The organism is Erwinia sp. 2186, from assembly GCF_057812255.1.
Genome location: NZ_CM173824.1, coordinates 1623574 through 1636427, shown reverse-complemented (window position 1 = coordinate 1636427; position 12854 = coordinate 1623574). Strand labels below are relative to the sequence as shown.

Here is a 12854-nt window from a genome sequence, read left to right as displayed (position 1 = left end):
AAGTGGCGTGAAATCAGGCGAGCCCGATAGCAAGCCTGGGAGTGGGCGCAGCACGCTGCGCCCGGTACAGGTAACGCTTATTATTTAACGAACTGAGACAGGTTTTCTTTATCAACCGGCACGTAAGCAACGCGAACCACTTTGCCGTCAAGCTTGTAGTTGGTGCCTTCGGTCGCAGGCTTGCCCGCTGCCAGGTTTTTCGCCATCTCGAAGGTCGCTTTGGCCTGGTTTTCCGCATCGTTCAGCACGGTTCCGGCCATTGCGCCCGATTTCACCATCGCCAGCGCTTCTGGCAAGGCATCCACACCGAATACCGGTACAGAAGATTTGTTGTGTGCTTTCAGCGCTTCTACCGCACCCATTGCCATCGCATCGTTGTTGGCGATAACCACTTCGATTTTGTTACCGTTCGGGCCAGACAACCAGGCATCCATCTTATCTTTCGCCTGAGCGGTGTCCCACATGGCGGTATCAAGATGCAGCTGCTGCGTTTTCAGGCCGTCTTTGTTCAGGGTATCAATAACGTATTTGGTACGGGCTTCCGCATCCGGGTGACCTGGCTCGCCTTTCAGCAGCACGAACTGGATCACGCCATCTTTGTTCAGATCCCAACCTGGGGTCGATTTCCAGTGCTTCTCAATCAGCTCGCCCTGCTTAACGCCTGACTCTTTAGAGTCAGTGCCGACGTAGTAAGCTTTGTCGTAGCTGGCCAGCGCTTTCGCGGTTGGCTCTTTGTTGAAGAACACGATTGGGATTTCGTTGGCTTTCGCTTTGCTGATCACCACGGCCGCTGCTGCCGGGTCAACCAGGTTGATGGCCAGCGCCTTCACGCCCTTAGCAACCAGTACGTCGATCTGGTCGTTCTGGGTAGACTGGCTGTTCTGTGAGTCATTCATCAACAGCTGCACACCCGGGCTGTCTTTCGCATCTTTCTCAATGTCTTTACGTACGACAGACATGAAGTTGTCATCGTATTTGTAGATGGTCACGCCGATACGGGTGTCCGCAGCGTGAGCTGTTGCACCAAACATCATGCTGGCAACCAGGGCAGTGAGCGTGAAAGCCTTCTTATTCATGGTATCTCCGGTTTTTTTGTAGGGTCTTACGCAACGTCCGGTGCGCTCCTGTAAGGGGAGGACCCGACGTTTATTTTTCCGGCAAGGCATAAGGTGGAAACGTTACGCAAAGCCGATTATTTGTTAAATCAAACCCGACTTCCCTGTACGGTAACGCTTCCTGAAAGCTGTGTAATAAACTGTTTCACAAGGGGTGAGGTTGCCGCTATAGCTGGCCCCATCAACGTTACATAATGTTTCACCCTTTGTAAGTTACTGTCATCATAGAGAAGCTGATGTTAATTAACTGTGAATTTACTCACAGATTGAAAACGGTTACACCGCAGAATCGGTTGAGTTAGTGATCGGGGCCACATTTTGCCGTGTGGCGACGGAATGACGGCGAACCAGCGTCGGCATAAAGCAGTGCTGTGCCGTTTCATCCAGTTCGCCCGCTGCACCCTTCAGCGCCAGCTCAGTGGCCAGTTTCGCCATAGAAACAATGGGATAGCGTACTGTCGTCAGCTGAGGGTCGGTGTAACGGGAAATTGGGATGTCGTCGAAGCCGACCACGGATAAATGCTGTGGCACCGCAATGCCGTTATCTTTCAATGCCGCAAGCGCACCGGCAGCCATGCTGTCGTTGTAAGCAAACACCGCCGTCAGGTGCAGATTGCGCCCTAACAGCTCAACCATCGCCGCTTCACCGCCCTGCATATCCGGCTCGCCGCTGGCGATCCAACTCTCGGAAGGCGTCACGCCCTGCTCTGCCAGCGCCTGCTGCCAGCCCTGGCGACGTTCGCCCACATCCTCAATCGGATGACTGGATCCCAGATAACCTATGCGCTGGTGGCCCTGCTGTTGCAGCATGCGGGTCGCCATCAGCGCGCCGCTGATATTGTCCAGACAGACGCAACGGTGGGCATAGCCGGGCACGGTTCGGTTGATCAGCACCATGCCGGAAACCTGATCCATTAATGAACCCAGTTCTTCATCGCCCAGCGCCTTGGCATGTACCACCAGCGCGTTACAACGCTGGCGGATCAGCACTTCAATCGCATGGCGCTCTTTGTCTGCCTGATGGTAGGAGTTATTGATAAGTACATGTTTTTGCATGCGTTGGGCAACGGTATCCACCGCTTTCACCAACGCACCAAAGAAGGGATCGGAAACGTCCATCACCACCACACCGATGGTGTCACTGACCTGGGTGGCCAGCGCCTGCGCATTGGCATTCGGCCGGTAGCCCAGCGTTTCTACGATATTCAGAACGATTTCGCGGGTTTCAGGGGTCACTGCGGCGCTGTTATTGAGCACGCGGGACACCGTTGCTACCGATACGCCGGCCTCTCGGGCCACATCACGAATGGTAATCATAGGGGATTACCGGTGGAGAATAAGATTTGCATAGCCCTTCCTGACACAGTGTTCTGGGGGCTATTCTGGCAGGGGTCAACGCGGGGCTACGTGAATCTCGTCACACTGATGAAAACGGTTACATACAAATCAGCAACATTTGTGACGGATGTCATCCTTCAGCCCGGTTCAGGGGTTTACCGCCCGTCAGCTCGGTGAGTCTGCGCCAGAGCCATTCAACCGGGCCCTGACGGAAGTAACGCAACCACAGCACCGACAACAGGATATTGACCGCCCACACCGCAGGCACCACTGCCAGCAATTGCAGTCGGTCCAGCTGGTTAAATAAGCCGAGACGATCGAACAGCGTGGTGCAAATCAGGGTTTGCAGCAGGTAGTTGGATAGGGCCATCCGCCCCACGCAGCTGATGGCGTGAGTGATTTTCAGCCGGCTGAGCGTGGGCCAGAAGCCGTAACACAAGGCGGCATAACCGAGCGCCTGCAACGGCGCGCCGAGTTCGCGCGGCACCTGAAGAAAGAACGCGGCCCAGCGGAAACTCCAGCCGGTGCTCCACTGCAGATACAAGCCGGGGAGTTGAATCAGCCACGAGAGAGAGATCAGCATTACCGCGCTGCGGCGGTACTGTTGCAGGCTGCGCTCACCCTTCAGCCAGCCGTTGCCGATCAGCGCGCCACCTATCATCATCAGCCCGGCCAGTTGCCAGCCATATTGCGCCGCCAGCGCCATCAGGCTGCCGCTAAAGCGGTCCATCCGGCCCTGAATCGCCTGCCATCCGCCCTGAATATGCCAGAAGGTTTCGTACTGCACGTTAGCCATGCCGGGTAGCCACGAGCTGTTAGGCTCCGGCCCGGTGCCCAGCCCGAGGATCAGCAGCACGCCGCTGCCGACGACATACAGCATCACCCCGGTATTCAACAGCATTCGGGAAGAACTGACGTCGCGGATCATCCGCCAGACGGCCAGCCCGACCAGGCCGTAATCCAGCAGGATATCGCCATCCCATAACAGCAGATTGTGCAACAGTCCGATCGCCATCAGCCAGATCAGGCGTGACTGCAGCCAGCGCTTACCGCGCGGTTGTAACAGTTGCAGACTCGCGCCGAACAGCAACGCAAACAGCGAGAGGAATTTAACCTGAGCAAACATATCGGTCGCGGCCCAGGTTATGATTTCGCTTAGCGGCGGCGGGGTTCCCTGCCAGGCAGGATTAAGATAGGCCGCCGACGGCAGCCCAAAGGCGACAATATTGAGAAGCAGGATCCCCAGAATGGCCAGGCCACGGATAAAATCCAGAGTATGAATACGTGGCATGCCGGGGATCTCTGTTTAAACCTTAGCTATGACGTACCGCACGCAAGAATTCCTGGCGGGTATTCTGGCTGGATTTGAACAATCCGCCCAGCGAGGTGGTCGTGGTGGCGCTGGTCGCATCACGGATGCCACGCGCCTTCACGCAGTAATGCACGGCATCGATGGAGACCGCGACATTATTGGTGCCCAGCAGGGTTTGCAGTGCCACCAGAATTTGCTGCGTCAGACGCTCCTGAACCTGCGGACGTGACGAGAAGAACTGCACGATGCGGTTGATCTTCGACAGGCCAATCACCGTGTCTTTCGGGATATAGGCCACGGTCGCCTTACCATCGATGATCACAAAGTGGTGTTCGCAGGTGCTGGTCAGCGTGATGTCACGCACTGTCACCATCTCATCCACCTTCATCTTATTCTGGATGACGGTAATTTTCGGGAAGTTGCCGTAATCAAGACCCGAAAACACTTCATCCACATACATCTTGGCGATGCGGTGCGGTGTTTCGGCCAGGCTGTCGTCTTCCAGATCGAGGTTGAGCAGTTGCATGATCTCGGTCATATGACCGGCAATCAGACGTTTACGGCTTTCGTCATCCATTTCACGCGCAGGTGGGCGTAACGGGGTTTCCAGTCCACGGGCTAACAGCGCCTGGTGAACGAGTGCGGCTTCCTGACTTAACGCAGCCATGGTGATTCTTCTCCAGCAGATGAAACTCCGGCCCCGAACGGGACCGGCATAAATTCTGAGGCGGTATTTTGGTACACAATGCGCCGTTAATCCAGTGAATCAATTTAAACAGCGGTGAAACAGTTTCACTCAGCGGCCGGATCGCGCCGCCAGACCAGCGCACCGGCGACCACCAGCCCTGCCCCGGCGACGTACAGCGCGGGCTCGAGCTGATGGGTCAATGCGGTCGAGATAGCCGACAGCAGCGGCCCAACCAGTTGCCCCACCGCGTAACCGGTGGTCAGCAGTCCGGCCATGTAGCGCGTATGGCGCGGTGCCAGCTCGCGGGCATACTGCAATGAAAGCTGCACCACACAGAGGAAGCCGCCGCCGATCAACGCCGCGCCCAACGCCAGCCCGGTAATGCCCGGAATGATATCGGCGCAGAATACGCCGATGGCCTGCGCCCACAGTGCCAGAGCCAACCGGCTGTTGGCGTTACCATAATGCCGGGTCGCAATGCCTAAGAGGATGCCGAGCACCGCTGCGCCGCCAAAAATCGGCCAGACGTACTGTGAAACCGGGCTGCCGGGAAAACGGGAAGCCGCCATCTGCGACAGAAAAGTGGCGGGCAGGATGTAGCCAAATCCGGCGAGGCTATAGCTCCAGACCAGCTTTTTCAGCCCTGAGGTCAGCACCAGCGGCTCCGGTGCCGTTTCCGGGCGATGAAGTTCTCCCCGGCGCGGCAGGTTACGGGCGATTAACAGCACCAGCAGCAGCGCCAGCACCCCGTAGGCACACCAGGCCCAGGCGGCGTTGACCTGATGGGAATGCAGGATCACCGCCAGCATGCCGCTGAGGAAAATCCCGGTGCCCGGCCCGGCAAACACCGCCGCACTCAGGCCAGGGCGTCCCAGCTTGTGCAGCTGTTCATTGCTCCACGCCGCAATCAATACCATCGCCCAGCCGCTAGCCCAGCCGATAAAGAAGCGAATAATCCCATGCAGCCAGGGACCGGTGACGCAGGCCGACAGCAGCGTCAGTACTACTGCGCCCCAGATCCCCAACTTCAGGCGCAGCTCAACCTGTTGCGTTGCCCGCATGGCGTTCCACGAACCGCAGAGATAGCCAAGATAGTTAAAAGCGGCGACCACGCCCGCACTGGTCAGCGATAACTGATGTTCATCAATCATCAGCGGCACCTGTGGCGTAAAGGCGAACCGGCCGATCCCCATCGCCACCACCAGCGACAGAAACGCGCTAAACGCGACGCGAAAAGCCATAGTAACTCCCTTGATTCAGTTCAATCCGGCCTCAGTGCCGGGAAAGTGTTGCAGCTATCCTGCCTGATGGTTACACTCACGAAAAGTGAATAATAATCACCAAGTTGCTTACGGGAAGAGAAATAGTGGATCTGACCCAGCTGAAAATGTTCTGTTCGGTGGCCGAAACGGGTTCGCTGGCGCGTGCCGCGGAAGTGCTTCACCGTGTGCCGTCCAACCTGACCACCCGCCTGCGCCAACTCGAACAGGAGCTGGGTACCGACCTGTTTATCCGCGAGAAGCAGCGTTTACGCCTGTCGCCGATGGGCCACAACTTTCTCGGCTATGCGCAGCGGATTTTGGCGCTCAGCGAAGAAGCGATGAGTATGACCCATAGCGGCGAACCCGGCGGCAATTTTGCGCTCGGTTCGATGGAGAGCACCGCCGCCACGCGCCTGCCCGCGTTGCTGGCCGCCTACCATCAGCGTTTCCCCTCGGTGGCGCTGTCGTTGATTACCGGCACCTCCGGTGAAATTATCGAGCGCGTGCGCGAAGGCACCCTGGCGGCAGCGCTGGCCGATGGGCCGATCCGCGTTGATGAGCTTAACAGCTGCATCGCTTTCCATGAGCAGATGGTGTTGATCTCCAGCCTGGAGCATGCGGATATCCTCGAGCCAGCCGATGCCTCCGGCGACACCCTGTTCGCCTTCCGTCCCAGCTGCTCGTATCGCATCAGGTTTGAAAACTGGTTCCGCAGCACCGGCGTGCAGCCGGGCACCTTTATGGAAATTCAGTCCTATCACGCCATGCTCGCCTGTGTCGCCAGCGGGGCCGGCCTGGCATTACTGCCGGAATCGGTGCTGGAACAGATGCCGGCGAAAGATCGCATCAAGCGCCATGCCCTGCCGGCTGAGGTACGCGATGCTGCCACCTGGCTGGTCTGGCGGCGCGATGCTTTCACCCCCAACGTTGAAGCGCTGAAATACCTGATTATTGAACAGATTGACGATGCGCCAACAGGGGAAGACCTTCATTCCTGATGAAATTCGTCCATACTGACTTTTAACGTTTTTGATTTGACTAAACTCCCGAGCAGTAGCCGGATCACCTTCTAAGAGGAAAAATTAGATGCAAATGATTAAGACTCGCGCGGCGGTCGCCTGGGCTGCGGGTGAACCGCTTTCTATCGAAGAAGTGGACCTGATGCCACCGCAGAAAGGCGAAGTGCTGGTGCGTATCGTCGCGACCGGCGTTTGCCATACCGATGCTTACACCCTGTCAGGCAAAGATCCTGAAGGCGTGTTCCCGGCGATCCTCGGCCATGAAGGCGGCGGCGTGGTGGAAGCGATTGGTGAAGGCGTGACCAGCGTTGCCGTTGGCGACCATGTTATCCCGCTGTACACCCCGGAATGCGGCCAGTGTAAATACTGTCTGTCCGGCAAAACCAACCTGTGTCAGGCGATCCGCGCCACCCAGGGCAAAGGCCTGATGCCGGACGGCACCACCCGCTTCTTTAAAGACGGCAAGCCTATCTTCCATTACATGGGCACCTCGACCTTCTCCGAATACACCGTTATTCCTGAAATCTCCCTGGCGGTGATCAGCAAAGATGCCCCGCTGGAAGAAGTCTGCCTGCTGGGCTGTGGCGTCACCACCGGTATGGGTGCGGTGATGAACACCGCCAAGGTGAAAGAAGGCGATACCGTTGCCATCTTCGGTCTCGGCGGCATTGGTCTGTCGGCGATTATCGGCGCAAAAATGGCGAAAGCCGGCCGCATCATCGGTATTGATATCAATACCAGCAAATACGACTTGGCGACCAAACTGGGCGCAACCGACCTGATCAACCCGAAAGATTTCGACAAGCCGATTCAGGAAGTGATCGTTGAGATGACCGACGGTGGCGTCGACTTCTCCTTCGAATGTATCGGTAACGTCAACGTGATGCGTTCCGCGCTGGAATGCTGCCATAAAGGCTGGGGCGAGTCGGTGATCATCGGTGTCGCCGGTGCCGGCGAAGAGATTTCTACCCGGCCATTCCAGCTGGTGACCGGCCGCGTATGGCGGGGTTCTGCTTTCGGTGGCGTTAAGGGCCGCTCACAACTGCCGGGCATTGTGCAACGTTACCTGGACGGCGAATTCCAACTTAACGACTTTATTACCCACAATATGCCGCTGGAAGAGATCAACGACGCCTTTGAGCTGATGCACGAAGGCAAATCGATCCGTTCAGTGGTGCATTTTAAAAAATAAATCAGGAGGATTGATGCCATCCACTCTGGAGCTACTTGAAGAACACCGAATGTTTGGCGGCTGGCAGCAGCGTTATCGCCATCCGTCCACCTCGCTCAACTGCGCGATGACCTTCAGCATATTTCTGCCCGGACCGAAACGCGATGCGCCACCGCCGGTGCTCTATTTCCTGGCGGGTCTGACCTGTACCGACGAGAACTTCTCCACCAAATCAGGCGCTCAGCGCATGGCTGCGGAGTTAGGGATCGTACTGGTGATGCCGGACACCAGCCCGCGTGGTGAAGGTGTGCCGAACGATGAAGGTTACGACCTGGGCCAGGGCGCGGGATTCTATCTCAATGCCACCCAGGCGCCGTGGAATGCGCATTTCCGCATGTACGATTACCTGAATGAAGAGTTGCCTGCGCTGATCGCCGGTAACTTTAACGTCAGCGAGCGTCAGGCCATTATGGGGCACTCAATGGGCGGTCACGGCGCGATTATGCTGGCGCTGCGTAACCCGCAGAAGTTCACCTCTGCCTCCGCGTTTGCACCGATTGTTAACCCGGCGGAAGTGCCGTGGGGACAAAAGGCGTTCAGCAGCTATCTGGGTGAGGACACTCAGGCCTGGTGTCAGTACGACAGCTGCTGGCTGATGCGTCAGACCACGGCGAAGGTGCCGATGCTGATCGATCAGGGTGACACCGACCAGTTCCTCGCCGATCAACTGCATCCTGAGCGGCTTGATGATATTGCGCGTGAAAAGGGCTTCCCGCTGAACGTGCGCATCCAGCCAGGCTACGACCACAGCTATTTCTTCATCGCCAGTTTCGTTGAAGACCATCTGCGCTTCCATGCGCAGTATCTGCTGGCATAAAAAAAACAGCCGGGCATTGCCCGGCTGCGTATTCCTGTCATTACGGCGATCAGAAGGTGTAATCCACCGCAGCAAAGTAACGACGGCCATCTTCGTTATAGCTGTAACTGTCGCGGTTCAAATCCTTATCCCCGAGGTTTAACACACCAGCCCGCAGTTTAACGGCTTTGCTGGCCTGCCACGATGCGCCGGTATTCCACAGCACATAGCCGCCAGGCGTTAAGCCATCATTATTCAACGTCCGCCGCTCGCCAGAATAGTTAGCCTGCAGATAGAACGACCAGTCCTGCAAGGGCGCCCAGTCGAGCGTGCCGTTTGCGGTATGCAACGGCAGCTGCTCCAGCGGCTTATTGCCGCCGCCGCTGATATCACGCCCATCGGTATAGGTGTAATTCAGCGTCAGCTTCCAGGCATCATCAAACGGGATCTTCAGTTCCGTTTCCACCCCGGTGATCCGCGCTTTGTCGACGTTGTAATAACGGAATACCGGCCGGCCACTGGCATCAAACCCAACAAAGTTGCTGTAGCCAGGTGCGAGGCTGACTGAAGACGTACGGGCGATATTGATCATATCGTCGATATTGTTCTGGAAAGCGGTAATGCTGCCGGTTACGCCATCCAGCAGTCCGTCTTCACCGGCGTAATAGATCCCCAGCTCGAAGCTTTCGCTGGTCTCGGGCTTCAGCTCAGGACTACCGACAATCGCGCAGCTGCCACGGCAGGAATTGGTCTGCCAGTCCGGGCTCAGCTGCAGCAGCGAAGGTGCTTTAAAGGCGTTGGCCCAGCCGCCTTTGACCGTCACGGTATCGGTGGCGTTATAGACCAGATACGCGCGCGGACTCCAGTGATCGCCATAGGTTTGGTGATCGTCCATACGTACGCCGGTGGTCAGCGCCAGCGAATCAAAGATCCGCCATTCATCTTCCACAAACAGCGCATACTGGCTGGCGGAGGTCGACCCGCTGCCGGACAGATTGACCGGATCCTGCAGTTTGTCGTGACGCACTTCCCCGCCAAAGGTCAGCAGCTGGTTAATTTCCGCCAACGGCAGGATCAGCTTGCCATCCAGCGAGTTGTTTTTAGCAATAATATTCTGCCCGCCGGTGTAGTTATCCACCTGGTCACCGTAAAAGCGCAGCTCGGTGTTGCCCCATCCCCAGCGGCCATCATGACCAACAGAATAGTTCTGCCGCTCCAGGCGGTTTTTGTCCAGCGAATCGGAATCACGATCCTGACGATCGAAGCCGTAACCGAAGGTCATGTTCTGGCTGTCGGTCGGCGTGAGTGCGAACTCCACGTTGCCATCACGAGCGGTGTAGCCTTCAATACGCGGGCTAAGGCCGGTGGCAGAGGTGGAAGACGGCTGCTGGGCATCCTTTTCACGCTTGCCCAGGCTGCCGTAAATTTTCACGCCCAGCAAATCATCAATCAGCGGTCCGCTGGTGAAGAAGTTACCGTTGTAGCTGTCGCCGCGATCGCGATGTTCCTGCACCGTGGTATCGGCGCTGAAGGTGCCATGCCAGGCTTTACCGACCTTGCGGGTGATGATGTTGACCACGCCGCCCAGCGCGTCCGAGCCATACAGTGAGGACATCGGCCCACGCACCACTTCGATGCGCTCAATGGCATCCGCGGGGATCCAGTTCAGATCGAAGTCGTTATGGCGGAAAACGGCATTGCGGGAATTGACGCGCTTGCCGTCAATCAGGATCAAGGTGTAGCTGCTGTCGAGGCCACGCAGGCTAATGCCTTTGCGGTTGTCCCCTTCGTTAGTGAGCTGAACGCCAGGCACATCACGCAATACGTCCCTGAGATTCTGCACCGGCCGGCGTTTTATATCGTCGGCGGTAATAACGCTGATACTGGCGGGAGCTTCTTTTAAATTCACTTCAACCGCAGAGGCCGTGACGACCATGGTGTCTTCTTCTTTCTTTTCCGCTTCTTCCGCGGCTACCGGAAAGGTGAAGGCCAGCGCAGACGCGCATAGCCCGCAGCGGACAACGGGATTCAACCTGAACATGCTATTCTCCATGAGGCGCATTTTAAAATAGTGTTATCAATACCTTTTGCTCACACGAAAACCGCAGAGTGTTCTCTGCTTAATCATCCCGGTATCTTCCGGTTTGTTTTTTATCTTTATAATTGTGGGCGGAAAGATTCCGCCCTTTGCAGGTGTCTTGCCAGACAGAATAATTACAGCATCGGTTCCGTCACCAGGCCATCAATCAGCACCTGCGGGGTTCCGCGCGTACAGCGCTCGATGCGCCCCTTGACGCCATAGACTCTGGCCAGGCTGGCCGGGGTGATCACTTCTTCCGGTAAGCCATCGGCAATTAACTCACCGTTTTGCAGCATTAATACGTGTTCACCGTGACGCAGGGCGATATTAATATCGTGCACCACCACCACCGTAATAATATTTCTTTTCTGCGTTTCTCTGCGCACCAAATCCATTACGTGAAATTGATAGTTTAAATCCAATGCGCTGAGGGGCTCATCGAGTAATAACAGCTCCGGCCGACGAATTAAGGATTGCGCCAGACCGACCAGCTGTTTTTGCCCACCGGAAAGCTGATCCAGATAGCTTAAGGCAAGATGGGCAATCCCCAACTGCTCCAGCACCGACATCACTTCGGCTTCACTGGCGGCGCTGCTGCGGCCACCGGAAGCACGCTGTGCCACGATGATTGATTCCAGCACATGCAAATGCACGCCGGCAGGCAGCGACTGCGGCAGATAAACCACCTTCTCTGCACGACGGGCAAACGGCTGGGACATCAGTTCCGTGCCGTTCAGCCAGACTTCGCCTTCGGCGCGGTTGAGACCGGCCAGCGAGCGCAGCAGCGTGGATTTGCCACAGCCATTTGGCCCCAGTAGCACGGTGATTTTGCCTCGCGGCAGCAGCGGCACGTTCAGGTCGCTGATAATTTTGCGTTTTGGGTAACCGGCGTGGAAACCACTGATACGTAAGCCTTCCATCAGACGGTCCCCCGGTGACGCAGAATAATACTCAGGAAGAACGGCACGCCCACCAGCGAGGTGACGATGCCGACTGGGATGATCACACCCGGGATCAGGTTTTTCGACACCACCGAGGCCATCGACAGGACCAGCGCACCGGTCAGCGCACTGGCTGGCAGATAGAAGCGGTGGTCTTCACCAAAAATCATTCGTGCGATATGCGGCGCGACCAGGCCGATAAAGCCGATCGGGCCAACAAAGGCCACCGCCAGCGCGGAAAGAATACTGATGCGCAGCAATGTACCCAGACGCAGACGGCGGACATCAATGCCAAAGCTGACGGCGCGATCTTCACCCAGACGCAGCGCGGTCAGCTTCCAGGAACTCATCATTGAGAACGGCACCAGAATGGCAAAGGCCAGCGTCAGCACGCCCAGTTTATCCCACGAGGCTCTCGCCAGGCTGCCCATGGTCCAGAACACCAGGCCCTGAAGCGTGTCTTCGCTGGCAATAAACTGCATCATCGACACCAGCGCATTAAAGGTAAACACCAGCGCGATACCGAACAGCACCACGCCCGAGGTCGCTACCCGCGTCCAGCGCGTCACGCCATCCAGCATTAATGCGGCAAACAGCGCAAAGACAAAGGCGTTAGCCGAAATGAACCACTGATCGGGGATCCCCGGAAGACCGATACCCAGCACGATGGCCAGCGCGGCGCCAAAGGCCGCCGCTGAGGAAACGCCCAGCGTAAACGGGCTGGCCAGCGGGTTATTCAGGATGGTTTGCATCTCTGCACCCGCCAGACCCAGCGCCAGACCCACCACCACCGCCATCAGGGCATAAGGCAGACGAATGTCCCAGACGATAACGCGCGTGCCGGCATCAACCGATTCCGGTGACAGCAGCGTGTGCCATAAGGTGTCCAGCGTCAGGCCGGACGGGCCGAGGGTAAAATCCAGCACCAGCGAGGCGAGGATTGCCAACACCAACACGCTCATCATCAGCAGACGATGACGCAACATATGATGGTAACGGCCCATCACGCCTTCGGCTTGGGGCTTTTCGGCGTACTGCACCGGGTCGTGGGTCACACTCATTCTCAATACCT

General features: G+C 57.1%; 11 protein-coding genes. 3 read left to right on the top strand and 8 right to left on the bottom strand.

The genetic code is table 11. The features are described from left to right. Positions 1-80: 80 nt before the first annotated feature. The 5 genes from mglB to ACXKZG_RS07410 all read right to left on the bottom strand — a co-directional run bounded on the left by mglB (position 81) and on the right by ACXKZG_RS07410 (position 5694). On the bottom strand, positions 81-1076 hold the full coding sequence (mglB, locus tag ACXKZG_RS07430) for a galactose/glucose ABC transporter substrate-binding protein MglB (RefSeq protein WP_013203000.1): 996 nt from the start codon (positions 1074-1076) through the stop codon (positions 81-83). A 315-nt stretch (positions 1077-1391) separates the two neighbouring features. Then, positions 1392-2432 carry an HTH-type transcriptional regulator GalS gene (galS, locus tag ACXKZG_RS07425; protein ID WP_488875923.1) on the bottom strand — a complete coding sequence of 347 codons (1041 nt, stop codon included), beginning with the start codon at positions 2430-2432 and terminating at the stop codon, positions 1392-1394. A gap of 151 nt (positions 2433-2583) precedes the next feature. Further along, complete coding sequence (gene yeiB / locus ACXKZG_RS07420) at positions 2584-3744, bottom strand: DUF418 domain-containing protein YeiB (protein ID WP_488875922.1); 1161 nt, start codon at positions 3742-3744, stop codon at positions 2584-2586. A gap of 22 nt (positions 3745-3766) precedes the next feature. Then, entirely contained in the window at positions 3767-4432 is a 666-nt protein-coding gene (gene folE, locus ACXKZG_RS07415; protein ID WP_013203003.1) for a GTP cyclohydrolase I FolE, read from the bottom strand. A 125-nt stretch (positions 4433-4557) separates the two neighbouring features. Beyond that, positions 4558-5694 carry a YbfB/YjiJ family MFS transporter gene (locus ACXKZG_RS07410; RefSeq protein ID WP_151036935.1) on the bottom strand — a complete coding sequence of 379 codons (1137 nt, stop codon included), beginning with the start codon at positions 5692-5694 and terminating at the stop codon, positions 4558-4560. A gap of 125 nt (positions 5695-5819) precedes the next feature. Here ACXKZG_RS07410 and ptrR point away from each other — a divergent pair, with 125 nt between their 5' ends. The 3 genes from ptrR to fghA all read left to right on the top strand — a co-directional run bounded on the left by ptrR (position 5820) and on the right by fghA (position 8782). Continuing rightward, complete coding sequence (ptrR, locus tag ACXKZG_RS07405; RefSeq protein ID WP_346566561.1) at positions 5820-6713, top strand: putrescine utilization regulator PtrR; 894 nt, start codon at positions 5820-5822, stop codon at positions 6711-6713. 88 nt (positions 6714-6801) lie between these two features. After that, on the top strand, positions 6802-7926 hold the full coding sequence (locus tag ACXKZG_RS07400) for an S-(hydroxymethyl)glutathione dehydrogenase/class III alcohol dehydrogenase (protein WP_013203006.1): 1125 nt from the start codon (positions 6802-6804) through the stop codon (positions 7924-7926). A 13-nt stretch (positions 7927-7939) separates the two neighbouring features. After that, positions 7940-8782: an S-formylglutathione hydrolase gene (fghA, locus tag ACXKZG_RS07395; RefSeq protein WP_346566559.1), complete on the top strand. Its 843-nt coding sequence runs from the start codon at positions 7940-7942 to the stop codon at positions 8780-8782. A 49-nt stretch (positions 8783-8831) separates the two neighbouring features. Here fghA and cirA read toward each other — a convergent pair whose 3' ends face one another. The 3 genes from cirA to ACXKZG_RS07380 all read right to left on the bottom strand — a co-directional run bounded on the left by cirA (position 8832) and on the right by ACXKZG_RS07380 (position 12843). Further along, on the bottom strand, positions 8832-10802 hold the full coding sequence (cirA, locus tag ACXKZG_RS07390; protein WP_488875921.1) for a catecholate siderophore receptor CirA: 1971 nt from the start codon (positions 10800-10802) through the stop codon (positions 8832-8834). 173 nt (positions 10803-10975) lie between these two features. After that, positions 10976-11764 carry an ABC transporter ATP-binding protein gene (locus ACXKZG_RS07385; RefSeq protein WP_105760669.1) on the bottom strand — a complete coding sequence of 263 codons (789 nt, stop codon included), beginning with the start codon at positions 11762-11764 and terminating at the stop codon, positions 10976-10978. Next, on the bottom strand, positions 11761-12843 hold the full coding sequence (locus ACXKZG_RS07380) for a FecCD family ABC transporter permease (RefSeq protein ID WP_013203010.1): 1083 nt from the start codon (positions 12841-12843) through the stop codon (positions 11761-11763). The genes ACXKZG_RS07385 and ACXKZG_RS07380 overlap by 4 nt, the downstream gene beginning before the upstream one ends. Positions 12844-12854 lie beyond the last annotated feature (11 nt).